Source organism: Pseudomonas sp. FYR_2 (assembly GCF_043106425.1).
GTDB classification, from domain to species: Bacteria; Pseudomonadota; Gammaproteobacteria; order Pseudomonadales; family Pseudomonadaceae; genus Aquipseudomonas; species Aquipseudomonas monteilii.
The window spans coordinates 21,461-45,439 of the sequence record NZ_JBICMM010000054.1 but is presented as its reverse complement, the minus strand read 5'-3'; the positions used below and the strand labels follow the sequence as shown (position 1 = coordinate 45,439).

Below are 23,979 nucleotides of genomic sequence, written 5' to 3'. Positions count from 1 at the left end.
CCCATGCACCTGCTGCGGACCCAGCCCGGCGGCTTCGTGCCGGATGACAGCATTGCCGACCTCGGCCAGACACCCGCCGAGCTGGTGATTCTCTGCAGCGGCGATTCACACCTGGCATTGCTCGCCGATACCGCCGAGCAATTGCCAGACGACTTCCCCAGCCTGCGTCTGGCCAACCCGATGCAGGTGCAAAACCACGCGTCGGTCGACCTGTATGTCGACCAGGTGCTGCGCCATGCCAAAGTCATCCTGGTGTCGCTGCACGGCGGTGTCGGTTACTGGCGCTATGGCGTTGAGCAACTGGTCGAGCTGGCCGCCCGTGGCGTGCAGCTGATTCTGGTGCCGGGCGATGACCGCCCGGACCCGGAGCTGACCGCCCTGGGCACTGTCGCTGGCGAGCAGGCCGAGCGCCTCTGGCACTACTTGCGCCAGGGCGGCAAGACCAACGCCATCAACCTGTTCAACTGCCTGGCCAGTCAGTGGCTGGGCCGTGACTATGCCTGGGAGGAGCCGCAGCCCTTGCCGCGCACGGCGGTGTATCACCCGGCCAAGGGCAGCACCACGCTGGAAGACTGGTACCCGCATTGGCACCCTGAGCACCCGGTAGCGCCATTGCTGTTCTACCGCTCGCACCTGCAGGCCGCCAACACCGCATTTGTCGACGTGTTCTGCCAGCGCCTGCAGGCTGCCGGGCTGAACCCGTTGCCGATCGCGGTGGCCAGCCTCAAGGAAAGCGCTTGCCTGGAGCAGGTCGAAGCCTGGCTGGACGAGGTCGGCGCCGAAGTGCTGGTCAATACCACCGGTTTTGCCCTGTCCAGCCCCGAACGCCCCAACCTGCGCCCGTTCCGCCGCGACATCCCGGTATTGCAGGCCATCTGCGCACAGGACAACCAGCCCGGCTGGGAAGCCAGCGAGCAGGGGTTGGGCGCGCGCGACCTGGCGATGCACATTGCCTTGCCTGAGCTGGATGGGCGCATCATCACCCGGCCGGTCAGTTTCAAGGACATGGCCTGGCACAGCGAGCGCAGCCAGTCCGATGTGGTGTGCTACCGCGCCCACCCCGAACGCATGGACTTCGTGGCCGAGCTGGCCCGCCGCTGGGTTGAGCTGGCGCGCCTGCCCAATGCGCAGAAGCGCGTGGCCCTGGTGCTGGCCAACTACCCAACCCGCGATGGCCGCATTGGCAATGGCGTCGGCCTGGACACACCTGCCGCCGCCTTGAACATTCTCAAGGCACTGCAGGCCGAGGGCTATCCGCTGGCCGAATTGCCGGGCAGCGGCACACAACTGATTCACCAACTGCTTGGCGGCGTAACCAACGACCTCGACCACCTGGACCTGCGCCCCTGCGCCCAAAGCCTGAGCCTGGCCGACTACCAGGCCGCCTTCGAGCGCCTGCCCGAGGCCAACCGCCAGGCTGTGTTGGAGCGCTGGGGGCCGCCCGAGCAGGACCCGATGTACCGCAGTGGGCGGCTGATGGTGGCCGGCCTGCGTTATGGCCTGACCTTTGTCGGCATTCAGCCGGCCCGGGGCTACCAAGTAGACCCGAGCGCGGTCTACCACGACCCCGATCTGGTGCCGCCGCATGGCTACCTGGCGTTTCACTTCTGGCTACGCCATGCCTTCGCCGCCGATGCAGTGATCCACGTCGGCAAGCACGGCAACCTCGAATGGCTGCCCGGCAAGGGCGTCGGTTTGTCGGCGCAGTGCTGGCCAGACGCCTTGCTCGGCCCGTTACCGAACATCTACCCGTTCATCGTCAACGACCCCGGCGAGGGCGCCCAGGCCAAGCGCCGTACCCAGGCGGTGATCATCGACCACCTGATGCCGCCGCTGACCCGCGCCGAAACCTATGGCCCGTTGCGCCACCTGGAGCAGCTGGCCGACGAGTTCTATGAAGCGCAGATGCTCGACCCACGGCGTGCCCGCGAATTGCAGCGCGACATCCTGGAGTTGGTCAAGGCCAACCACATCGACCGCGAGCTGCAGCTGGAGGGGCAGCTGGACGATGCCGCCATATGGCTGCCGCGCCTGGACACCTACCTGTGCGACCTGAAGGAATCGCAGATTCGCGATGGCCTGCACGTGTTCGGCCAGTCGCCCGAAGGGCGCTTGCGCCTGGATACCTTGTTGGCACTGTTACGGGTTGAACGGGGCGACGGGCGCGGCGGCAATGCCAGCTTGTTGCGTGCCCTGGCCAAGGCCTTGGTGCCGGGCTTCGATCCGCTCGATTGTGAGCTTGGGCAGCCCTGGCAGGGCGCACGCCCAGCGCAATTGCAGGCCATGAGCAGCGATCCGTGGCGCACCTGTGGAGATACCCGCGAGCGCCTTGAGCTGTTGGCACTTCAAGTGACCAGCCAGGCCTTGGCGGGCACGGTACCGCTACCCGAGCAGAACGAATGGCAGCCTGTGCACGAGGTGGTGCAGGCCTTGCGCGAAGCGGTAGCCCCTAGCCTGGACGCTTGCGGCGCAGCCGAAATGAATGGCCTGCTGGCAGCGCTGGCCGGGCGCTTCGTGCCCGCAGGCCCTAGCGGTGCGCCTAGCCGTGGGCGCCTCGACGTGCTGCCCACCGGCCGCAACTTCTACACCGTGGACGTGCGCAACCTGCCCACCACCACGGCCTGGCGCCTGGGCTTCGCCTCGGCCAACCTGATCCTTGAGCGGCACTTGCAGGACCATGGCGACCACCTGCGCCAGCTCGGCCTGTCGGTGTGGGGCACGGCGACCATGCGTACAGGCGGCGACGACATCGCCCAAGCCATGGCATTGATGGGCGTGCGGCCGGTGTGGGCCACTGGCAGCCAGCGTGTCGACGACTTCGAAATCCTGCCGTTGAGCCTGCTCGACCGCCCACGGGTGGATGTGACCTTGCGCGTATCGGGCTTTTTCCGCGATGCCTTCGGTAACCTTATCCGCCTGTTCGATGCAGCGGTGCAGGCCGTCGCCGCACTGGACGAACCCGACGACCTCAACCCCCTGGCTGCCCGGGTGCGCAGCGAGCGTGCCACGCTGCAAGCGCAAGGTGTGGACGCCGAGCAGGCCGCACGCCAGGCCGGCTGGAGGGTATTCGGTGCCAAGCCCGGTGCTTATGGTGCCGGGGTACAGAACGCCATCGACGGGCGCCTGTGGCACAGCCGCGACGACCTGGCCGAGGTCTACCTCAACCACGGCGGTTACGCCTACGGCGCCAGTGACGAAGGCACCCCGGCCCGCGCGCAGTTCGCTCAACGCCTGGCCAAGGTGCAGGCGGTGTTGCAGAACCAGGACAACCACGAGCACGACCTGCTCGATTCCAACGATTACTACCAGTTCCAGGGCGGTATGCTGGCCGCGTCGGAAACCTTGTCCGGTGCCGCCGTGGCCAGTTACCACGGCGACCACAGCCAGGCCGACCGGCCACGCATCCGCACCCTCAAGGAAGAGCTGAACCGGGTCATCCGCGCCCGTGCGCTCAACCCCAAGTGGATCGATGGCGTGAAGCGCCACGGCTACAAGGGGGCCTTCGAGATGGCGGCGACGGTCGACAACCTGTTCGCCTTTGACGCCACCACGCACCTGATCGACGACCATCATTACCAGGGACTGGCCGATGCCTATGTGCTCGACCCGGCAACCCGCGACTTCATGCGCGAGCACAACCCCGAGGCCCTGCGCGACCTTACCGAACGCTTGCTGGAGGCCCAGCAGCGTGGGCTGTGGCAAGAACCGGGTGAGTATCGCGAAGCCCTTGAGGAGCAACTGCTCGACGGCGAGGAACAGGCTTGAAATGAGTGAACCCGTACAATTCCCGCTGGCGGCGGTGGTCGGCGCCGACGACCTGAAACTGGCACTGTGCCTGACCGCCATCGACCCTAGAATCGGTGGCGTGCTGATCGAAGGGCCACGTGGCATGGCCAAGAGTACGCTGGCCCGTGGCCTGGCCGACCTGCTGGGTGAGGGCCCGTTCGTCACCCTGCCACTGGGCGCCAGTGAAGAACGGCTGGTCGGCACCCTGGATCTGAATGCCGCACTGGGGCAGGGCAAGGCGCAGTTCTCGCCCGGCGTGCTGGCCCAGGCCGACGGTGGCGTGTTGTATGTCGATGAGGTCAACTTGCTGCCCGATACCTTGGTCGACCTGTTGCTCGACGTGGCGGCCAGTGGCACCAACCGCATCGAACGTGACGGCATCTCGCACCGGCACAGTGCCCGCTTCGTGTTGATCGGTACCATGAACCCGGAAGAGGGTGAGCTGCGCCCGCAACTGCTCGACCGTTTCGGCCTGAACGTGGCCCTCGAAGGCCTGCCTGAGCCTGACGCCCGCCAGCAGATCATTCGCCGCCGCTTGGCTTTCGACAACGACCCGCAGGCCTTCTGTGCACAATGGGCTGCGGCCCAGGCGCAGTTGCGCGAACGCTGCCAGGCGGCGCGCCATGCCTTGAATGGCATTGCCCTGGATGACCAGGCGCTGGCCTGGATCACCGAGCGCTGCTACGCCGCAGGTGTCGATGGCCTGCGTGCAGACCTGGTCTGGCTGCGTGCCGCACGCGCCCATTGCGCTTGGCGTGGTGGTGCGGTCATCGAGGAAGCGGATGTCGATGCGGTGGCCGAGTTTGCCTTGCGCCATCGCCGGCGCGTTACGCCCCAGGCCAATCCACCATCGGCGCTGCAACAGCCCGAACAGCAGGGTGCAAGCAGGCCCGGCGAACAGGGCGGGCAGGGCGACTGGGGGGCATTGCCGGCGCAGCCGGTAGCCAGCGGCGCGCGCCGTGAGGTGCCGAACTGGGCAAAAAAGCCCTGAGCATTCGCCAGCCACCTGCCAAAGGGGCGGATGCCAGACCAGGCGCGGGCAAGCAGGCCGGGGCCAGCCGTGGCCGGGCCCGCAGTGCTGCGGCCGGGCGGGTGGCTTGGCTGCCGACCTTGCTCAAAGGGCGACCACGGCTGCGCCAGGACCTATGCTGGCAACAGCGCCAGGCCAAACCCGTAGAGCTGTGGCTGGTGATTGTCGATGCCTCGGCCTCGACCCGTCGCCATCAGGCACTGGCGCAGACCAAAGGGCTGCTGGCAGCCCTGTTCGACCAGGCCTATCGCCAGCGCGCCCGGCTGGCCCTGCTGACCGCCAGCGGACGCACGCCACAATGGCAGCGCCACGGCCTGAAGGCCTCGGCGGCCTTGCAGCCTTGGCTACAAGCCTTGGGTGCCGGTGGCGGCACGCCGCTGATCGCCGCCCTGGAACAGGCACGGCATTGGCTACAGGCACGGCAACGTGCCCATCCGGATGAAGCGGTGCGTTGCCTGGTGTTTACCGACGGTCGCCTGCAGCTCGGGAGCGCTGTACAGCCCATGCCCTGTCCAACATTATTGGTGGATATGGAACTTTCACCCGTTCGCCTTGGGCGGGCACAGTGCCTGGCCGAGCAATTGCAGGCTGATTACCAGCACTTGCAGCAATTCAAAGTCTTGGACTGAATGGTATTGGCGCGACACTATGTCGCAATGGAGAAAGTTGCCAGAACAGCAACTTTGCATTCGAACAAGTGCGTGGCGTTGCACGCACTTGGTTTGCCGGGCGCTCTTACTTCGGCATCGACCATGGTTGCAGGTCATAGCCTTTTTCGCACAGTTCGGCGCGCACTTCCTCGATCAGGCTGGCCCACTGGGCCGGGTCTGAATAGATGCGCGAAGACACTTGTTTGCTGCCGATGCGGGTGCTGGTCCGGTCGATCACTGCCAGGCTCAGTTCACCAGTACCGTTGGGTGCATCCCAGGCTACGCACTGGAAAGGTTCGAAGGCGTGGTCGGCAATCAGCAGTGCTTCGTTGACACGGAGCGGGGCGTTCATGGTTCGGTCTCTCTATGGTCCCAAACAGCGAAGTTAAGTCCGCGTTGCTTCAAAGTCGCCTCAATCATCGCGAAGCGCAGCGCGGGGTTATGTGTACTGATGCTCGTTGTCCGGGGGCAAGTCACACAATGGATGTAAAATTTTTTGTCAGGGTCGATCCGTTCTTGCCTGCGCCGCCATGTGATGTCGATTAAACGCGAAAATTCCCGTGATGCTTTGTAAAAAAATGCGTCGACAGACAGACGGTACTGGGAACCGTCAACTTCGTTGCTACTGTTAAACGGGCGCCACAACTTACTGTTTTACTTCATAAAACCAAAAACTGGCGCCAAGGATTGGTCATGCAACAGCTTGCCGCCCAACGCCGTTTGCTTATCGTCGACCCCTGTGACGACTGCCATCGATTGTTACCTGGCCTGCGCAGCGCTGGCTGGGATGTGGACAGCTGCGTGCTCGGCGGGGCGCTGGACCATCCTTGTGATGTAGGCCTGTTGCGCTTGCAGGCTTCGCACCTCAGGCACCCTGATGCGGTCAAGGACATGATCAAACGCAGCAATACCGAATGGATTGCCGTGCTCAGTGCCGAACAACTGCGCATGCCGGCCGTCGGCGATTTTGTCTGCGAATGGTTCTTCGACTTCCACACCCTGCCATTCGACGTCTCCCGCGTGCAGGTCACCCTTGGCCGGGCGTTCGGCATGGCACGCCTGCGTGGCAAAGGGGCGGTGAAGGTGGATGAAGCCACCCACGAGCTGCTCGGCGAAAGCCGGCCGATCCGTGAGCTACGCAAATTGCTGGGCAAACTGGCGCCCACCGAGTCGCCGGTGCTGATCCGTGGTGAGAGCGGTACCGGCAAGGAGCTGGTGGCGCGCACCCTGCACCGCCAGTCGCAACGCAGCGAGCAGCCCTTCGTTGCCATCAACTGCGGGGCTATTCCCGAGCACCTGATCCAGTCCGAACTGTTCGGCCATGAGAAGGGCGCCTTCACCGGTGCGCACCAGCGTAAGTCCGGGCGCATCGAAGCGGCCCATGGGGGCACGTTGTTTCTTGATGAAATCGGTGACTTGCCGCTGGAGTTGCAGGCCAACCTGCTACGTTTTCTGCAGGAAAAGCACATTGAGCGGGTGGGCGGTAGCCAGCCGATCCCGGTGGATGTGCGCGTGCTGGCGGCCACCCATGTGGACCTGGAACGGGCCATCGAGCAAGGGCGCTTTCGCGAAGACCTGTATTACCGCCTGAACGTGTTGCAGGTGGTGACCGCGCCGTTGCGCGACCGGCATGGCGACCTCTCGATGCTGGCCAGCCACTTTGCTCATTTCTACAGCCTGGAAACCGGGCGCCGGCCGCGCTCGTTCAGCGACCACGCCCTGGCGGCGATGGGCCGGCATGACTGGCCGGGCAATGTGCGCGAGCTGGCCAACCGCGTGCGCCGTGGCCTGGTGCTGGCCGAAGGGCGGCAGATCGAGGCGCAAGACCTGGGGCTGCAGCTGCTCGACCAAGAGCAACAGCCGCTGGGTACGTTGGAAGAGTACAAGCACCGGGCCGAACGCCAGGCACTGTGCGATGTGCTGAACAGGCACAGTGACAACCTGAGTGTGGCGGCCAAGGTGCTGGGGATTTCACGGCCGACGTTTTACCGGCTGCTGCACAAGCATCAGATTCGCTGACTGACGCCAAGGCCTTTGTTGAATGGCACCGGCTGCGCCAGTGTTCGCGGGTGAACCCACTCCTACAGGGATTTTCACCGCTTCGAATGCTGTGATTTCCCTGTGGGAGCGGCTTTAGCCGCGAAGAGGCCCGTACAGATCGAAGATCAATGCGGCCCGCGCGGGATGGTTTTCAGCAGGTCTTCCGGGCTGATGTGCCCCACTACCTGGGCCACCGCGCTGCCTGGGGTAGGCAGGTCGATGATGTGGCTCTTCATCTTGCCGATCACATGCATTTCGCACGGTTTGCAGTCGAACTTCAGGGTCAGCACTTCGTCACCCTGAATCAGTTGCATCGGCGCCACCTTGGTGCGCACGCCGGTCACGCCCTTGGCCTGCTTGGGGCACAGGTTGAAGGAGAAGCGCAGGCAATGCTTGGTGATCATCACCGGCACTTCGCCGTGCTCTTCGTGGGCCTCGTAGGCCGCGTCGATCAGTTGCACGCCGTGGCGGTGGTAGAAGTCGCGGGCTTTCTGGTTGTACACGTTGGCCAGGAACGACAGGTGCGACTCGGGGTACACAGGTGGCGGCGTGGTCTCGGCCTTGCGCCCGCCACGCGGGTGCGCCTTGATGCGTGCTTCGGTCAGTGCTTCGATGGCTTCGCGGCGCAGGGCCTTGAGCTGCGAGTTGGGGATGAAGTACGCCTGCGGGGCGTCCAGCTGGATGCTGTCGGCGTGGTACATCGTGGTGCCCAGCTGGCCGAGCAGGTCATGCAACTGGTCCAGCGCCTGCTGCGGTTTGTTGGCCGCGCCGAACGGGCCATCCAAAGCCACCTGCACGCTCACGCCTTCTTCGCTGCTCAGGGTCAGCATCAGGCGCTGCTCGCGCAGTACCGCGTGCCACTCCACGCCGACCCGGCGCTCGGACGAGGTGCGTTGCAGGGCCTGCTGCCAGTTGTGGTCGAGGTTGCGCGATAGCGGGTGGTTGGGCCGCAGCTTGTAGAGGCCCTCGGGCATTTCGTTGGGCTCGACACGGTAGCGGTAGCGCGTGTGGCCGTCTTCCACGAACTCGCCGCGCGGCTCGGCGATATTGGCACGGAAGCCCACCACTTCGCGCTTGACCAGCACGTTGAGGCCGTCGCCGTTGGTCAGCGGTACGTCGGTAACCACTTGCATATCGCGCTTACCCACCTTTTCCACCACGCCCACCGGCAGGCCGGTGAAGGTTGGCGAGTCGAAGGCGCCGATATCGACTTTGCGGTCGGTGACGAAGTAGTCGGTACTGCCACGGTGGAAGGTCTTGTCCGGGTCGGGCAGAAAGAAGTGCTCGGTGCGGCCGCTGGAGGCACGGGCATAGGCCGGGCGGCCATCGAGGATGGCGTCGAGCTCTTTGCGGTAGTGGGCCGTGATGTTCTTCACATAACCCATGTCCTTGTAGCGGCCCTCGATCTTGAACGAGCGCACGCCGGCATCGACCAGGTCGGCCAGGTTGGCGGTCTGGTTGTTGTCCTTCATCGACAGCAGGTGCTTCTCGAACGCCACCACGCGGCCCTGGTCATCTTTCAGGGTGTACGGCAGGCGGCAGGCCTGCGAGCAATCGCCACGGTTGGCACTGCGGCCGGTTTGCGCGTGGGAAATGTTGCACTGGCCGGAGAAGGCCACACACAGCGCGCCGTGGATGAAGAATTCGATGGCGGCGTCGGTTTCGGCGGCAATGGCACGGATTTGCTGCAGGTTCAGCTCACGGGCCAGTACCAGTTGCGAGAAACCGGCCTGGTCGAGGAACTTGGCCCGCTCCAGGGTACGGATGTCGGTCTGCGTACTGGCGTGCAGCTCGATCGGCGGGATGTCCAGCTCCATCACCCCCAGGTCCTGCACGATCAGTGCGTCGACACCGGCGTCGTACAGCTGGTGGATCAGCTTGCGCGCCGGCTCCAGCTCGTTGTCGTGGAGGATGGTGTTGATGGTGGTGAACACGCGTGCGTGGTAGCGACGGGCGAACTCGACCAATTCGGCGATATCGCTGACTTCGTTGCAGGCGTTATGGCGCGCGCCAAAGCTCGGGCCGCCGATATAGATGGCATCAGCGCCGTGCAGGATCGCTTCACGGGCGATGGCCACGTCACGGGCAGGGCTGAGCAGTTCCAGGTGATTCTTTGGAAGGGACATGTCGTTATATTTTCGGGCTGTCACGGTTTAGGCGGGCATTGTAGCGGCGAAACGGGCTGGCGGCATCATCGGGGTGCCGGGAGGTGCAAGGTGGGAGCGCAGGCGGCTCCCACAAAGAGCAGGTCAGCGTTTGGCGGCCATTGCGGTCACTTCAACGCGCATACCTTCGAACGCCAGGGAGGCCACACCCACGGCGGCCCGCACCGGCCAGGGCTTGCTGAAGAAGCGCTGATACACTTCGTTGAACGTGGCACGGTCGGCCATGTCGGTCAGGTAGATGGTCAGGTGCAGCACGCGGTCCATGCCGCTGCCAGCTTTCTCCAGCGCCACTTTCAGCGCCTGCAGGGTGCATTCGCTTTGTTCGACGATGCCGCCCAGTTCCAGGCTGCCATCGGCGTGGGTCGGGATCTGGGTGGTGACCAGCACGCCGTTGTATTCGGCGACGTCGGACGAAATCGACTCGGCGTCCGGGTCCGGGGTGTAGATGATGTCTGCGTTTGCCATGGTGTGTCTTGCCTTGCAACGGAAGGAAAGCGGCAAGCCTACGCGAGCGGGGCGAGCGGGTCGAGGGTGCCCAGGTGTTTGAAATGCGCGGCGTTCACCGTCAGAATCGCGCCCCATTGCAAAACCGGGGGTTTACGGTGAACGAACAGACTTTGTCCAGGCGCCTGGAGCGCGTGGCCGCCCATGTACCACAGGGCGCGCGCCTGGCCGACATTGGCTCGGACCACGGCTACCTGCCGGTGGCCTTGATGCTGCGGGGTGTGATCGAGGCCGGGGTAGCGGGGGAGGTGGCGCAGACACCGTTCGCCTCGGCCCAGCGTAATGTCCGCAGGAACGGCCTGGAAGGCTGCATCACCGTGCGCCTGGCCGATGGCCTGGCCGCAGTGGAGGCAGACGACCGTATTTCGGTGATCAGCATCTGCGGCATGGGGGGCGACACCATGTGCGACATTCTGCAGGCCGGCAAGCAGCGCCTTGCTGGCGTCATGCGCCTGGTGTTGCAGCCCAATGGTGCTGAGCGCGAGCTGCGCGAGTGGCTGGCGGGTAACGGTTACCGCATCGTCAACGAAGAACTGCTGCGGGAAAACCGCTTCGACTACGAAATCATCGTTGCCGAACCCGGCGAGGCTGCGTACACCGCTGAACAGCTGTACTTCGGCCCGGTGCTGTTGCAGGAGAAAAGCGAGGCGTTTCGGGTGAAGTGGCGGCGCATGCTGAAACAGAAGCAGCAAACCCTGGCCAACTTCGAACGTGCTCGCGATGCGGTGCCTCAGGTAAAGATCGACGACTTCAACCGGCAGGTGGGCTGGATCACCCAGGTGCTGGCCTGACTCACTGCTGCGAGCAGTTGCCCATTTCGCGGTAGTCCACTTCGCGTTTCTGGCCTTGATGGTCGACGTACACCATGTGCGCCGTGCCAACCTGGCAGTCGGCGGCATTGCTGGCCGGGGTAATGGAGATCACTTTGGCCACATCCAGCGGCATGCCGTACTCGTAATTGCTGCTCACAGGCTGGCTTTTGGCGGTATCGGCGAAGGCACCGAACGTGCTGAGGGCAGCGGCAAAGGCAATTACAGCGATCGAACGTTTCATGGCAGGCTCCTTGTGTTCAATGTATGGCTAATGATGTATTCATTGGTGATCCACAATAAATGGGCTAAGCCGTGATAGATTCCTGCCTGTAACGCAAGAATAAGACTGAACAAGGAGCACACTGTCATGGACATGCTGCATGCCATGCGTACCTTCGCCCGTGTGGTGGAATGCGGCAGCTTCGCTGCAGCCGCCAATGCCCTGGACATCTCTGCAGCGCAGGTTTCGCGCATTGTCGCCGAGCTGGAAAACCAGCTGCAGACCCGTCTGCTGCACCGCACCACCCGGCGCCTGCGCATGAGCGAGGCCGGTGAGCGGTTTCTGGAGCGGGCGCGGCAGATCATGCTGCTGACCGAAGAAGCGGTGGGTGAGGCGCGTGGCGCGCACCTCACGCCTCGTGGCCACCTGCGTTTGCATTGCCCCCACGGGCTGGGCCTGCTGTTGATGCCGCTGGTGGCGGGCTACAACGCGTTGTGCCCGGAGGTGGTCATCGAACTGACCCTGTCTCAACGCAACCCCGACCCGTTGGCCGAAGGGCACGATGTGGTGATTACCGTGGACGGTGCGCTGCCGGACTCACAGCTGATCGCTGTGCCGCTTGGCAATATTTTCAGTATCCCCTGCGCAGCACCCAGCTATCTGGAGCGGCATGGCGTGCCTGAACGCCCCGAGGACCTGCATGCGCATCGTTGCCTGCGCATGGCTTATCCCATGTATGAAGGCGACTGGGTATTCCCCCAGGGTGTGGATCAGTGCGTGATCGCACCGCGTGACAATTTTTCCACCAACGTGGCCGATGCCATGCTGGTGGCCAGTGAGCTGGGCATGGGGATCGGCCTGTTGCCGTTCTATACTGCCAGCCAGGCCATCGAGCAGGGGCGCTTGTGCCGGCTGCTGGCGCCGTACCGCCTGCGCGAAAGTGCGCTGTACGCGATGTACCCGTCACGGCATTACCTGGATGCCAAGGTGCGGACCTGGATCGACTACCTCAAGGAGCAACTGCCGGCGCTGTTCGAGGGGCATGCGCAGGTGGTTGATGATGCGCGGTATTGGCGCTAGGCGACTGACGCTTTCTCAAGCCACTCGCCAATCCTGTGGGAGCGGGCGTGCCCGCGAACACCGGCGAAGGCGGTGCCATCCACCGCATCGCCTGATTCGCGGGCACGCCCGCTCCCACAAAGGGCCTGTTGCAGTTCAATTACAGGGGATAGTGCTTCAACTCCCGCGCAATCAGCATGCGCTGAATCTCGCTCGACCCTTCATAAATCTGCGTAATCCGCGCATCCCGGTAGTACCGCTCCACCGGGTAGTCCTCCAGGTAGCCATACCCGCCATGCACCTGGATCGCCATCGAGCAGACCCGCTCGGCCATTTCCGAAGCGAACAGCTTGGCCTGTGACGCCTCCGACAGGCACGGCTTGCCGGCGCTACGCAGGCGGGCGGCATGCAGGATCAGCAACCTTGCGGCATTCACCTGCACCTGCATGTCGGCCAGCAGGTTGGCGATGCTCTGGTGCTCGTTGATCGGCTTGCCGAACTGCACGCGGTCACGTGAGTACACCAGTGCCGCCTCGAACGCGGCGCGGGCGATGCCCAAGGCCTGGGCGGCGATACCGATACGGCCACCCTCCAGGTTGGACAGGGCGATGGCCAGGCCCTTGCCACGCTCGCCGAGGATATTGGCGGCAGGAATGCGGCAGTTGTCGAAGGTAACTGCGCAGGTATCCGAGGCTCGGATGCCCATCTTGTGCTCGCTGCGGTCAACCTTGAACCCCGGGTTGTCGGTGGGCACCAGGAACGCCGACAAACCTTTCTTGCCCAGCTCCGGGTCGGTAACCGCGAAGACGATGGCCAGGCCGGCGCGGCGGGCATTGCTGACGAACTGTTTGGCGCCATTGATGACCCACTCGCCATCGACCCGCTCGGCGCGGGTGCGCAGGTTGTGCGCCTCGGAACCTGCTTGCGGTTCGGTCAGGCAGAAGCAGCCGATCACTTCACCACTGGCCAGGCGCGGCAGCCATTGCTGTTGCTGGTCGGCAGTACCGTAAGCCAGCAACGGGCCGCAGCCTACCGAGTTGTGAATGCTCATCATCGCCCCGGTGGCGCCGCAGCCCGCGGCAATTTCTTCCACGGCCAGGGCGTAGGCCACGTAGTCGGTGTAACTGCCGCCGAAGTCCTCTGGCACCACCATGCCCAGCAGGCCCAGTTCGCCCATTTTGCGTACCACGCCATCATCGATCCAGCCAGCCTTTTCCCAGGCCTGGGCATGCGGGGCGATTTCGCCACGGGCAAAGTCCCGGGCCATGTCGCGGATCATGATTTGTTCTTCGCTCAGTTCCAGGTCTTGCATCTGTGTACTCCCGGGCTCACAGGCCTTCGAAGAATTGGTCGACCCGCTGTTGCTGCAGCGCGGCCAGGGTCGGCGGGTTCCAGCGGGGCTGCTTGTCTTTGTCGATGATCAGCGCGCGCACGCCTTCGATGATGTCGCCGTGCCGGAACCACTGGCGGTCCAGGTGCAGTTCCATGGCGAAGCAGTCGTCCAGGCCCAGGTAGCGGCCACGGCGCAACATCTCCAGCGTAACCGCCATGGCCAGCGGCGAGCGGCTTTCCAGCTGGTCGGCAGTGGCGACGGCCCAGGCATGGCTGTCGCCGATGCTGACGGCACGCAGCTGCTCGACAATGGCCTGCACGGTAGGCAGGGCGAAGAAGTGGTCGATGGCCGGGCGCAGTTTTTCCAGTGGCGCATCGTCCAGCACCTGCGTGCCGAGCCTGGCCAGCAGGTTCTGCAGGTCTTTGAGCGGGTTGTCGCCAAAGCTCAACTGGTCGAGGCCTTGGTCAAGGGCGGCGAGTTGGTCGCTGGCCAGGTACCAGTCGGCCAGGCCGCAGTACAACGCGTCGGCCGCCTGGATTTGTGCGCCGCTGACGCCCAGGTAGATGCCCAGCTCGCCAGGGATGCGCGACAGGAAGTAGCTGCCACCTACATCCGGGAAATAACCGATGCCGACTTCGGGCATGCCGAGGCGGCTTCGCTCGGTAACCACGCGCAGGTCACAGCCTTGGGCCAGGCCCATGCCGCCACCCAGGGTAAAGCCGTCCATCAGCACCAGCACCGGCTTGCGGTAGCGGTGGATGACCAGGTCGAGGGCGTATTCTTCGACGAAAAAGGTTTCATGCAGCATGTCGCCAGCTTTGAAGCTGTCGTGCAGCGAGCGGATGTCGCCCCCGGCACAGAATCCCTTTGGGCCTTCGCCGCGCAGTACCACCGCGCGCACGCGCGGGTCTTCTGCCCACTGGTCCAGATGCTGGCGCAGGCTACGGACCATATCCAGGGTCAGGGCATTGAGGCCAGCGGGTCGGTTCAGGGTCAGGTGGCCGATCTGGTTGCGGACCTCGGCCAGTACATGCTCGGTTACCGAGGCTTGAGCGTGCGCAGTCATTGCGTTCTCCCTGCTTTGTTATTGATTTTCCAAGTGAAGTCTGGAGTTCGCTGGAGGATCGCAGGATCCTGTCATGCGAATTTGCCTTGCACAATCGACAATTATGCAGGGGTATCGTGCATTTTTGCCGTTGGCCAGTCGCGCAGCCCGGCAAATCATTAATCTGAGCGTAAAGAACCCACCGGTAGCTTGATTGATCCGTCAGGCAGCACAGCCCTAAGTTGACCCCACGACAGCGAACCCGTGGAGTCACCATGACAATAACGCAGAATCCACCGCCGCAATGGTCGCGGCGGCGTGCCGAAAAGCAGCGCCGCCTTGATCGGGTACGCCACCTCGCCGACGGCGTGGTGCTGCCCACCGAACGTATGGTCGAAGCCCTGGAACTGTTGCTGGCCCCCGGCGACCGGGTGGTGCTGGAAGGCAACAACCAGAAGCAGGCGGACTTCCTCTCACGCTCGCTGGCCAAGGTCGACCCCGGGCGCCTGCACGACCTGCACATGATCATGCCCAGCGTTAGCCGTGCCGAGCACCTGGACCTGTTCGAACGCGGTATCGCCCGCAAGCTCGACTTTTCCTTTGCCGGCCCGCAGAGCCTGCGCATCGGCCAACTGCTGGAAGATGGCCTGCTCGAAGTCGGCGCCATCCACACCTACATCGAGCTTTACTCGCGGCTGCTGGTCGACCTGATTCCCAATGTTACCCTGGTGGCCGGCTTCATGGCCGACCGCGACGGTAACCTGTACACCGGCGCCAGCACCGAAGACACGCCGGCACTGGTAGAGCCGGCCGCCTTCAGCGACGGCATCGTCATTGCCCAGGTCAACCAACTGGTGGACCGGGTGGTCGACCTGCCACGGGTGGACATCCCGGCCTCCTGGGTCGATTTCGTGGTGGTCGCCGACCAGCCCTTCTACATAGAGCCGCTGTTCACCCGCGACCCGCGCCATATCAAGCCGGTGCATGTGCTGATGGCGATGATGGCCATTCGTGGCATTTATGAAAAACACCAGGTGCAGTCGCTGAACCATGGCATTGGCTTCAACACCGCCGCCATCGAACTGATCCTGCCCACCTATGGCGAGTCCCTGGGGCTGAAGGGCAGGATCTGCCGCAACTGGACGCTCAACCCGCACCCAACCTTGATTCCGGCTATCGAGACCGGCTGGGTGCAAAGCGTGCATTGCTTCGGCACCGAGCTGGGCATGGAGGGCTACATCGCCCATCGCCCGGACGTGTTCTTCACCGGGCGGGATGGCTCGATGCGTTCCAACCGCATGATGTGCCAGCTGGCGGGGCAGTACGCGGTCGACCTGTTCATCGGCGCCACGTTGCAGGTGGATGGCGATGGCCATTCCTCCACCGTCACCCGCGGCCGCCTGGCCGGTTTTGGCGGTGCACCGAACATGGGCCACGACCCGCGCGGCCGACGCCACGCCACCCCGGCCTGGCTCGACATGACGGTGCCGGACACCATGCTCGAACGCGGCCGCAAGCTGGTGGTGCAAATGGTCGAGACCTATCAGGAAGGCGGCAAGCCCACCTTCGTGGAAACCCTCGATGCCGTGGAAGTGGCCAAGAAAGCCGGTATGCCGTTGGCACCGGTAATGATCTATGGCGACGACGTCACCCACTTGCTGACCGAGGAGGGCATTGCCTACCTGTACAAGGCCCGCAGCCTGGAAGAACGCCAGCGGATGATTGCCGCCGTGGCCGGGGTCACCGCCATCGGCCTGCGGCATGACCCGAAAGACACCTTGCGCATGCGCCAACAGGGCCTGATCGCCTTGCCCGAAGACCTCGGCATCCGCCGCACCGACGCCAGCCGCGAACTGCTGGCCGCGCGCAGCATCGCCGACCTGGTCGAGTGGTCCGGCGGCCTCTACAACCCGCCTGCACGGTTCAGGAGCTGGTGATGAACGCACACAACCTGATTCTCGAAACTATCGCTGTCTCTGTGGAAGCGGGCTTGCCCGCGAAGAGGCCCGCTCAGGCAACCGAAATCCCAATGGCAGATCACCTGGCCGACCTGGCCGTAGAAGCCCTGATCGACGAAGCCGACCTGTCCCCCAAACCCGGCCTGGTCGACCGCCGCAGCAACGGCACCCACCCCGACATGTCGCTGGCCCTGATGCACGCCTCGGCGCTGTCACTGTGGCCCTGCCTGCGGCAAATGGCCGAAGCTGCCCAAACCTTCGGCGAAATCAGCCAACCCCTGCGCGCCTCGCTCGGCCAGCTCGGCCGCGAAGGCGAGGCTGCCATGCTCGCCACCACTGGCGGGGTAAACACCCACCGCGGCGCCATCTGGGCACTGGGCCTGCTGGTAGCGGCCACAGCCCTTGATACCCAGGCCGACGCCAGCACCCTGGCCGCCCGCGCCGGGCGCCTCGCCTTGCTGGACGACCCGGTCTTGGTCCCGCAAGACAGCCATGGCCAGCAGGTCCGCCGCCGCTACGGCGCCGGCGGCGCCCGTGAGCAGGCGCAACAAGGCTTCCCCGCCGTCATCGGCCACGGCCTGCCACAACTGCAACGCAGCCGCGCCGCCGGTGCCAGCGAGCAACATGCCCGGCTTGACGCGCTGCTGGCGATCATGGCCGTGCTTAGCGACACCTGCGTGCTCTGGCGCAGCGGCCCAGCCGGCCTGGCCACCGTGCAGCAGGGCGCGCTGGCCGTACTGGCCGAAGGCGGCAGCGCTACCCTGGCCGGGCGCCGGCAACTGCGCCAGCTGGACCAGCACCTGCTGCACCTGAACGCCTCACCGGGCGGCGCCGCCGACTTGCTGGCCGCCTGCCTGTTCTTCGACAAAGCCGGGAGCCTGTGACATGGAAACCCTGAATTTTCAATTTCCCGCCGCCGAACCGGGGCGCGGTCGCACGCGGGTGGGCTGCGTCAGCTCTGGCGACCTGGAAGTACTGATCGAGCCTGGCACTGCCGGGAGCCTGAACATCCAGGTGGTCACCTCGGTCAACGGCAGTGCTGCCCGCTGGGCGCATCTGTTCCAGCACCTGTTCGAGGGCCGCGCCTGGCCGGCCGTGAACATCGATATCCATGACTTCGGCGCCACCCCTGGCGTGGTGCGCCTGCGCCTTGAGCAAGGCTTCGAGGAGATTGCCCATGACTGACACTGAACGCCTGCTGCAAAGCCGCAGCTTTGTCGAACTGGGCGCCCGCCAGCGGGCGCGTGCCGTGCTCGACCCGGGCAGCTTCCGTGAATTGCTGGGGCCGTTCGATCGGCTGATGTCACCCTGGTTGCCGCGCCAGGGCATCGTGCCCCAGGCCGATGATGGGGTGGTGATCGCCAAGGGCCGGCTGAACGAGCGCCAAACGGTGGTAGCCGCCATCGAAGGCGGCTTCCAGGGCGGCAGCATGGGCGAGGTGGGCGGTGCCAAAATCGCCGGCGCATTGGAGCTGGCCATCGAAGATAACCGCAACGGCATCCCCACGTGCGCCGTGTTGCTGCTGGAAACGGGCGGGGTGCGCCTGCAAGAGGCCAACCTGGGCCTGGCAGCCATTGCCGAGATTCAGGCCGCTATTGTCGAACTGCGGGCCTGGCAACCTGTGATCGGCTTGATCGCAGGTTCGGTCGGCTGCTTTGGTGGTATGTCCATCGCCGCTGGCCTGTGCAGCCACCTGCTGGTTACCCGCGAAGCCCGCCTGGGCCTCAACGGCCCGCAGGTGATCGAGCAGGAAGCCGGCATCGGCGAGTACGACGCCAAGGACCGCCCCTTCATCTGGAGCCTGACCGGTGGCGAACAGCGCCATGCAAGCGGATTGGTGGACGGCTATGTGGCCGACGACACCGATGCGCTGCGCGAACGCTTGCTGCAACTGCTGGACGCACCTTCCACAGATCGCGCCAGCCAGCATGCCTGGTTCCTGGGCAGGCTGGCCCGGCTGGGCGATGACTGCCCGCAACTGGATGCCGCTGCCGTACGCGCCCTTTATCAAGGAGAAGCCCAATGAACCGTGCCATGAACTGGTTGCCGGGCCTGGCCGGCGGGCAAGCGTTGCCCGGTTACCCAGCGTCGTTGAGGGTGATCGATGGCGAACTGGACAACCGCCTGGCCCGCTTCATCGCCGTGGTGCCTGATGCTGAAAACCCATTCCCCCGCGCCCGCTCGGGCGAGGTCGGCCTGCTGGAAGGCTGGGGCCTGGCCAAGGCCGTGAGCGAGGTGGTGGCGGCTGACCGCAACGGGCAGAAGCGGGCTATTGTCGCGGTGATCGATGTACCCAGCCAGGCCTATGGCCGCCGTGAGGAGGCCTTGGGTATCCACCAGGCCTTGGCCGGTGCCGTGCAGGCCTATGCCCAGGCGCGGCTGGCCGGGCACCCGATAATCGGTTTGCTGGTTGGCAAGGCCATGTCCGGTGCCTTCCTGGCTCATGGCTATCAGGCCCAGCGCCTGATAGCTCTGGACGATGAAGGCGTGATGGTACATGCAATGGGCAAGGCGGCGGCGGCGCGGATTACCCTGCGCAGCGTCGAGCAACTGGAGACCCTGGCCGCCGAAGTGCCGCCCATGGCCTACGACCTGGATAGTTACGCCTCGCTGGGCCTGCTGTGGCGCCGCCTGACCGTGGACAACGCCGAGGCGCCGAGCAGCGCCGACATTGTGCAGGTGCGTGCCTGCCTGGCCGAAGCGGTACGCGATATTGGTAGCTCGACTGACCTGTCGTCGCGGCTAGCGGGGGAAAACCGCAGTGCTTCGCGCCAGGTGCGCGAACAGCTGCGCCGCCAGTGGCAGGGCGCTTGAGATGAATGCGCCAAGGCCGCACGACCTGCTGTGGGGGATGCCTGTGTCGGGCTTACCCACGGACGCGCCGCAGTGGGCGCTGGAGGTGTTGGCAAGCGGTCAGCCGGTGGTGGTGCGCCGTGCCACCTGTGAAGCGGGCTGGGTGGCGGTTGGGCTTCGCGGTCCCGGCCGGGCGCAGCGGTTGGGTGCCTTGATGCGCCTGACCGATATCCAGCGTCAGCAAGGCCCTGAAGCATTGCGCGTGCATGAGCAAAGCCCATGGCCTGCAGTGCAGGCACTGGCTTCGGTCACCCCGGTACTGCAGGCCCGTGGCTTGCCCTGGGGGCCGACGGGTGGGGTGGGGTACCAGCTTGCGACCGGCAGTGAAGTGGTACACGCCGACAGTGACCTGGACCTGCTGCTGCGCACGCCACGACCGCTGGCCCGCGCCCAGGCGCGGGAGCTGCTGGATATTCTCGACTGCGCGCCGTGCCGTATCGATGTACAACTGGAAACCCCGGCGGGTGCGGTCGCCCTGCGCGAGTGGGCCAGCTTTACGCCCCGCGTGCTGCTCAAGTCGCCCCATGGCCCGCGCCTGGTCAGCGACCCTTGGGCCGTGATGGAGCGTGCCGCATGAGCAGCCTGTTCGCCTTCCCCGGCCAGGGTGCCCAGCAGGTGAGCATGCTGCAACGCCTGCCTGAAGGTTGCGGGCAACTGCTGGAAGAGGCCAGTGATGTCCTCGGCCAGCAGGTGCTGGAGATGGACAGCCAGCAAGCCCTGCATAACACCCGCGCCGTGCAGCTGTGCCTGCTGCTGAGTGGCGTGGCCTGGGCGCGCTGGTTGATGCAACGCAGCCCGGCACCGGATTATGTGGCGGGCTTGTCGATTGGTGCTTACCCTGCGGCGGTCGTGGCGGGTGCCTTGAGCTTTGCCGATGCCGTGCGCCTGGTCGCCTTGCGTGGCGAACTGATGCAAGGTGCCTATCCGAAAGGTTACGGCATGACCGCGCTAAGCGGCCTGGACCTGGCCACCGTCGAGCGCCTGCTGATCGAAGTGGGTGGTGAGGTATACGTCGCCAACCTCAACAGTGAAAACCAGATTGTGATTGCCGGTAGCGATACGGCGATGGCTGAGGTGGCCGCCAGGGCTCGCCGGCAGGGCCAGGGCGTGGCGAGGTGTCTGGCAGTCAGTGTGCCGTCGCATTGCCCGTTGCTGGATGGCCCGGCTGCGGCGCTGGCCGATGCTTTTGCCACGGTCGAGCTGCAACGACCATGCATTACGTACCTCAGTGGCAGCAGTGCACGCCCGGTGTTCGACCCTCAGCGCCTGCGTGACGACCTGGCCGGCAACATGGCGCGGGTGGTCGACTGGCGTGCTACGTTGCGCAATGCCTATGAACGCGGCGTGCGCCTGCACCTTGAGATGCCACCCGGCAGCGTGCTCAGCGGGCTGGCCCGGCCCGTGTTTGAGCAGGGCAGGGTGGTGGCGGTGGAAGGTACCCGTTGGGACACCCTGGATGCGCTGCTGCGCCAGGAGGTGGCCAAGAACCGATGAAGAGGCAGTCTGCTGGCACGGTCAATCTGAAAACGGTCTTGTTCAAGATCTGGAAGCTTGCGCGGTCCTTGTGGGAGCGGGCTTGCCCGCGAGCACGGGCGAAGCCCGTGCCATCCACCGCATCGTCTGCTTCGCGGGCAAGCCCGCTCCCACAGTGATCGAGATAGCCGCATCAATGTGTGTTTACGAAGAACAACAACAAGCAACTTCGACACTACCTGAGGACAACAACAATGATTATCTATGGTGTGGCACTGCTGGCGGTCTGCACGCTGGCCGGCGTTATCGTCGGCGATTTCCTGGGCGTGCTGCTGGGCGTCAAATCCAATGTGGGCGGGGTTGGCATCGCCATGATCCTGCTGATCTGCGCACGGCTGTACATGCACCGCAACGGCGGCATGAGCAAGGAATGTGAATTCGGGGTGGGCTTCTGGGGCGCGATGTACATCCCGGTCGTGGTGGCCATGGCGGCCCAGCAGAACGTGGTCACCGCCCTGCACGGCGGGCCGGTGGCGCTGCTGGCCGCCGTAGGCGCGGTACTGGTGTGCGGTTTGACCATCGCTCTGATCAGCCGCAGCCACCGGGGTGAGCCATTGCCCGCGCTTGATGCCAGCCCCGAAACCAACGCGCAGGTTGCCCCTGCAGGAGGTCGTTGAACATGTGGCCGATCATTGAAAATGCCTTGGAACACAACGGCCTGATCACCGCTTTTGCCGTGGTGGGCGCCATCATGTGGCTGTCGGTCGTGCTGTCGAAGTACCTCACCTTCGGCCGGGTGCACGGCTCGGCCATCGCCATCGTCATTGGCCTGGTGCTGGCCTGGGTAGGCGGCACCGTCACCGGGGGGCAGAAGGGCCTGGCCGACATGGCGCTGTTCTCCGGTATCGGCCTGATGGGCGGAGCCATGCTGCGCGACTTCGCCATCGTTGCCACGGCCTTCGAAGTGCAGGCCACCGAGGCGCGCAAGGCGGGAATGATTGGCGCGGTGGCGTTGTTGCTGGGCACGGTGCTGCCGTTCATTGTCGGCGCGGCGGTGGCCTATGCCTTCGGCTACCGCGATGCGGTGAGTATGACCACCATCGGCGCGGGCGCGGTGACCTATATCGTCGGGCCCGTGACCGGGGCGGCGCTGGGGGCGAGCTCGGATGTGATGGCGCTTTCGATTGCTACCGGGCTGATCAAGGCGATCCTGGTGATGGTGTTCACACCGGTGTCGGCGAGCCTGTTGGCGCTGGATAACCCGCGTTCGGCGATGGTGTTTGGTGGCTTGGCGGGGACCGTGTCGGGGGTGACGGCGGGGCTGGCGGCGACGGACCGGCGGTTGGTGCCGTATGGGGCGTTGACGGCTACCTTCCATACCGGGTTGGGGTGCTTGATGGGGCCTTCGATTCTGTATTTCTGCGTACGCGGTCTGGTCGGCTGAAGGGAAGCTGGCGCGATCGCTGTGGAAGCGGGTACGACCCTCCCACAGCGATCGCGCCAGCTTTCCGGTTTTGTGCAATACAGTTGCTCTCAATGGGGATGTAACTTGCTGACGACCACTGCATGAGGCCAGCATTTATCAAGATGTTGCCCAGGAAATGTCTGGTAATTTTTCGAAGAGACAGATTCTACAGCTGTTTAGGAAGTCCCAGACTCTTTGAAGAACTGATTCCCCGATAGTGTTCCCGTCTTCAGCACGCTGGAAGACAAGGCCCCCTTCATGCCCGGCCCAACCGATACACCTCTGTTGCTTGCTCGCTATTTCGAGGCGCACCTGTACGTGCTGCTCGACCAGCAGGTCTGGCATGCCTACGAAGTGAGCGAGCAGGGCCATCTGCGCCGCTTCAACCCCTACGAGCCGTCAGAGAGCCTCCCCGCATCGCTGCCCGAAAATGCGTGAATGAAAACCACGACATTCCCTCGTCCTTCCTCAACATCGACACCGACCGCTATGGCAGCGCCTGGCTGGCCTTCTCCAGCGACCCTTGGCCGGTGAGTGTGTTGAAAGCCTCCAAGCAGGGCCAGGCGCCTGCCCATCGCTTCGAAGGGGTAGACCTGACTCAGGCGCGTCACAATCCCGAGTTGCTGGGCATCGCCATGACGCCCGACAACTTGCAGGTCGACAAGGATGTTCTCGAATACGCGCAGTATGGGTGCTCGCCGTTCGACAGTGCGCATGGCTTCCGTACCCGCTGGCTGCGCCGGTTTGCCTTGAAGGGATACCTGGTCAACGCGATGAACCGGCCCACGCTGGAGAACGGTGTGCTGGCGGTGGTGCTTGACGACACCGTTGGCCTGATTCAGGAGTTCAACCACCAGCGCTTGAACTGGGTGGTGAGGCGTTAGGTCTGGCGCGAAGACCCCATGCGGGCCTACCAGCTGCAAACCTCGCAGCTCCTGCATGTCATTCGTGCTATGCACCGGGAGTGGGCGGCGCAGAAGGTGCTATCGCTGGAGCCCGTGACCGGCGACGGACCACCGGTGTTCACCGACCTGACGGTGGAGCGCCAGCGGTTGGTGGAGCGGGCACAGTTGGAGCGTGACGAGCGGCTTGAGGAGCGCTACGACGAAGCGAAACGGGCAGCGTTCCAGGCGGAGTATGACCAGCAGGAAATCGAGTTTCAGGGTTACATCGACAAGAACGCGCGTGCCGAAATCCAGCGGGCCCTTAACGCCGCCAGCCAACGCCTTGCGCCCTGCATGTCGCCCGGTATTCAGAACGCCGTGCGGCACCTGAACAGCGCGACGCAGTATCTGTACAACGGCGTGCACCTGATCGAGTTGGAAGTGAAGATGAAGCTGGGCGAGTACTACGCCCTGCAGAGTGCCCACTTGCGCCAGTTGCAGCACAAGGCCAATGCCTCCATTGCCGAGGCGCGGGACCGGATGCATCGCAATATCGATGACTTCGACCTCCACTCAACCAAGGCCTGGAACAAGGTACGGCCGATTATGCAGCACGGGCTGATGAGCCTGGCCGTGTTCGACTCACGGTTTACCCACACCATGATCAGCGTGACGGTATGCCCGTTCCCACAGTGATCACGT

At 64.5% G+C, this 23,979-nt stretch carries 21 protein-coding genes and 1 pseudogene; 16 read left to right on the top strand and 6 right to left on the bottom strand.

From position 1 onward, the window contains the following. The first annotated feature begins 3 nt into the window (after positions 1–3). The 3 genes from cobN to ACF8R4_RS23230 all read left to right on the top strand — a co-directional run bounded on the left by cobN (position 4) and on the right by ACF8R4_RS23230 (position 5,445). A complete protein-coding gene (gene cobN, locus ACF8R4_RS23240; protein ID WP_060496952.1) occupies positions 4–3,765 on the top strand; it encodes a cobaltochelatase subunit CobN in 3,762 nt (1,253 codons plus the stop codon). Position 3,766: 1 nt separating this feature from the next. Further along, entirely contained in the window at positions 3,767–4,777 is a 1,011-nt protein-coding gene (locus ACF8R4_RS23235; protein WP_156867493.1) for an ATP-binding protein, read from the top strand. A gap of 101 nt (positions 4,778–4,878) precedes the next feature. After that, a complete protein-coding gene (locus tag ACF8R4_RS23230) occupies positions 4,879–5,445 on the top strand; it encodes a VWA domain-containing protein (protein WP_060496950.1) in 567 nt (188 codons plus the stop codon). A 106-nt stretch (positions 5,446–5,551) separates the two neighbouring features. Here the strand turns inward: ACF8R4_RS23230 and ACF8R4_RS23225 are convergent, their stop codons facing one another. Then, a complete protein-coding gene (locus tag ACF8R4_RS23225; protein ID WP_013972506.1) occupies positions 5,552–5,818 on the bottom strand; it encodes a hypothetical protein in 267 nt (88 codons plus the stop codon). A gap of 341 nt (positions 5,819–6,159) precedes the next feature. Here ACF8R4_RS23225 and ACF8R4_RS23220 point away from each other — a divergent pair, with 341 nt between their 5' ends. Beyond that, positions 6,160–7,485 carry a sigma-54 dependent transcriptional regulator gene (locus ACF8R4_RS23220; RefSeq protein WP_200929395.1) on the top strand — a complete coding sequence of 442 codons (1,326 nt, stop codon included), beginning with the start codon at positions 6,160–6,162 and terminating at the stop codon, positions 7,483–7,485. Between the two features lie 146 nt (positions 7,486–7,631). Here the strand turns inward: ACF8R4_RS23220 and ACF8R4_RS23215 are convergent, their stop codons facing one another. Both ACF8R4_RS23215 and ACF8R4_RS23210 read right to left on the bottom strand, forming a co-directional pair. Beyond that, positions 7,632–9,632: a U32 family peptidase gene (locus ACF8R4_RS23215; protein WP_392493552.1), complete on the bottom strand. Its 2,001-nt coding sequence runs from the start codon at positions 9,630–9,632 to the stop codon at positions 7,632–7,634. 123 nt (positions 9,633–9,755) lie between these two features. Continuing rightward, positions 9,756–10,136 carry a RidA family protein gene (locus tag ACF8R4_RS23210; RefSeq protein ID WP_392493551.1) on the bottom strand — a complete coding sequence of 127 codons (381 nt, stop codon included), beginning with the start codon at positions 10,134–10,136 and terminating at the stop codon, positions 9,756–9,758. Between the two features lie 137 nt (positions 10,137–10,273). Between ACF8R4_RS23210 and ACF8R4_RS23205 the strand changes: the two genes are divergently transcribed. Next, entirely contained in the window at positions 10,274–10,966 is a 693-nt protein-coding gene (locus ACF8R4_RS23205) for a tRNA (adenine(22)-N(1))-methyltransferase TrmK (RefSeq protein ID WP_060497131.1), read from the top strand. Between the two features lies 1 nt (position 10,967). On the opposite strand, the gene ACF8R4_RS23200 is transcribed toward ACF8R4_RS23205, so the two are convergent. Beyond that, on the bottom strand, positions 10,968–11,228 hold the full coding sequence (locus tag ACF8R4_RS23200) for a DUF2790 domain-containing protein (protein ID WP_060496947.1): 261 nt from the start codon (positions 11,226–11,228) through the stop codon (positions 10,968–10,970). Positions 11,229–11,354: 126 nt separating this feature from the next. On the opposite strand from ACF8R4_RS23200, the gene ACF8R4_RS23195 reads away from it, so the two are divergent. After that, entirely contained in the window at positions 11,355–12,287 is a 933-nt protein-coding gene (locus tag ACF8R4_RS23195; protein ID WP_060496946.1) for a LysR family transcriptional regulator, read from the top strand. A gap of 139 nt (positions 12,288–12,426) precedes the next feature. Here ACF8R4_RS23195 and ACF8R4_RS23190 read toward each other — a convergent pair whose 3' ends face one another. Continuing rightward, on the bottom strand, positions 12,427–13,578 hold the full coding sequence (locus tag ACF8R4_RS23190) for an acyl-CoA dehydrogenase family protein (protein ID WP_060496945.1): 1,152 nt from the start codon (positions 13,576–13,578) through the stop codon (positions 12,427–12,429). Positions 13,579–13,594: 16 nt separating this feature from the next. Next, complete coding sequence (locus ACF8R4_RS23185; RefSeq protein WP_060496944.1) at positions 13,595–14,665, bottom strand: enoyl-CoA hydratase/isomerase family protein; 1,071 nt, start codon at positions 14,663–14,665, stop codon at positions 13,595–13,597. Between the two features lie 254 nt (positions 14,666–14,919). Here ACF8R4_RS23185 and mdcA point away from each other — a divergent pair, with 254 nt between their 5' ends. The 10 genes and pseudogenes from mdcA to ACF8R4_RS23135 form a co-directional block, all read left to right on the top strand. Then, positions 14,920–16,581, top strand: a complete 1,662-nt coding sequence (gene mdcA / locus ACF8R4_RS23180; RefSeq protein WP_164524585.1) for a malonate decarboxylase subunit alpha — start codon at positions 14,920–14,922, stop codon at positions 16,579–16,581. Beyond that, positions 16,581–17,486, top strand: coding sequence for a triphosphoribosyl-dephospho-CoA synthase (locus ACF8R4_RS23175; RefSeq protein ID WP_060496942.1), 906 nt, complete (start codon positions 16,581–16,583; stop codon positions 17,484–17,486). Before mdcA ends, ACF8R4_RS23175 begins: the two co-directional genes overlap by 1 nt. Position 17,487: 1 nt before the next feature. Next, the gene (locus ACF8R4_RS23170; RefSeq protein WP_060496941.1) at positions 17,488–17,787 is read left to right on the top strand and encodes a malonate decarboxylase subunit delta; all 300 of its coding nucleotides are present in this window, start codon (positions 17,488–17,490) and stop codon (positions 17,785–17,787) included. Beyond that, a complete protein-coding gene (locus ACF8R4_RS23165) occupies positions 17,780–18,628 on the top strand; it encodes a biotin-independent malonate decarboxylase subunit beta (protein WP_060496940.1) in 849 nt (282 codons plus the stop codon). Before ACF8R4_RS23170 ends, ACF8R4_RS23165 begins: the two co-directional genes overlap by 8 nt. Then, a complete protein-coding gene (gene mdcE, locus ACF8R4_RS23160) occupies positions 18,625–19,416 on the top strand; it encodes a biotin-independent malonate decarboxylase subunit gamma (RefSeq protein WP_104834637.1) in 792 nt (263 codons plus the stop codon). Before ACF8R4_RS23165 ends, mdcE begins: the two co-directional genes overlap by 4 nt. A 1-nt stretch (position 19,417) precedes the next feature. Then, a complete protein-coding gene (locus ACF8R4_RS23155; RefSeq protein ID WP_104834638.1) occupies positions 19,418–20,032 on the top strand; it encodes a malonate decarboxylase holo-ACP synthase in 615 nt (204 codons plus the stop codon). Continuing rightward, positions 20,029–20,949 carry a malonate decarboxylase subunit epsilon gene (gene mdcH, locus ACF8R4_RS23150; protein WP_060496937.1) on the top strand — a complete coding sequence of 307 codons (921 nt, stop codon included), beginning with the start codon at positions 20,029–20,031 and terminating at the stop codon, positions 20,947–20,949. The genes ACF8R4_RS23155 and mdcH overlap by 4 nt, the downstream gene beginning before the upstream one ends. Before the next feature lie 233 nt (positions 20,950–21,182). Continuing rightward, positions 21,183–21,605: a malonate transporter subunit MadL gene (gene madL / locus ACF8R4_RS23145; RefSeq protein WP_060496936.1), complete on the top strand. Its 423-nt coding sequence runs from the start codon at positions 21,183–21,185 to the stop codon at positions 21,603–21,605. A gap of 2 nt (positions 21,606–21,607) precedes the next feature. After that, on the top strand, positions 21,608–22,372 hold the full coding sequence (gene madM, locus ACF8R4_RS23140) for a malonate transporter subunit MadM (RefSeq protein WP_156868257.1): 765 nt from the start codon (positions 21,608–21,610) through the stop codon (positions 22,370–22,372). 330 nt (positions 22,373–22,702) lie between these two features. Beyond that, a pseudogene (locus ACF8R4_RS23135) lies at positions 22,703–23,955 on the top strand (T6SS effector BTH_I2691 family protein); the annotation flags it as partial. Positions 23,956–23,979: the final 24 nt, after the last annotated feature.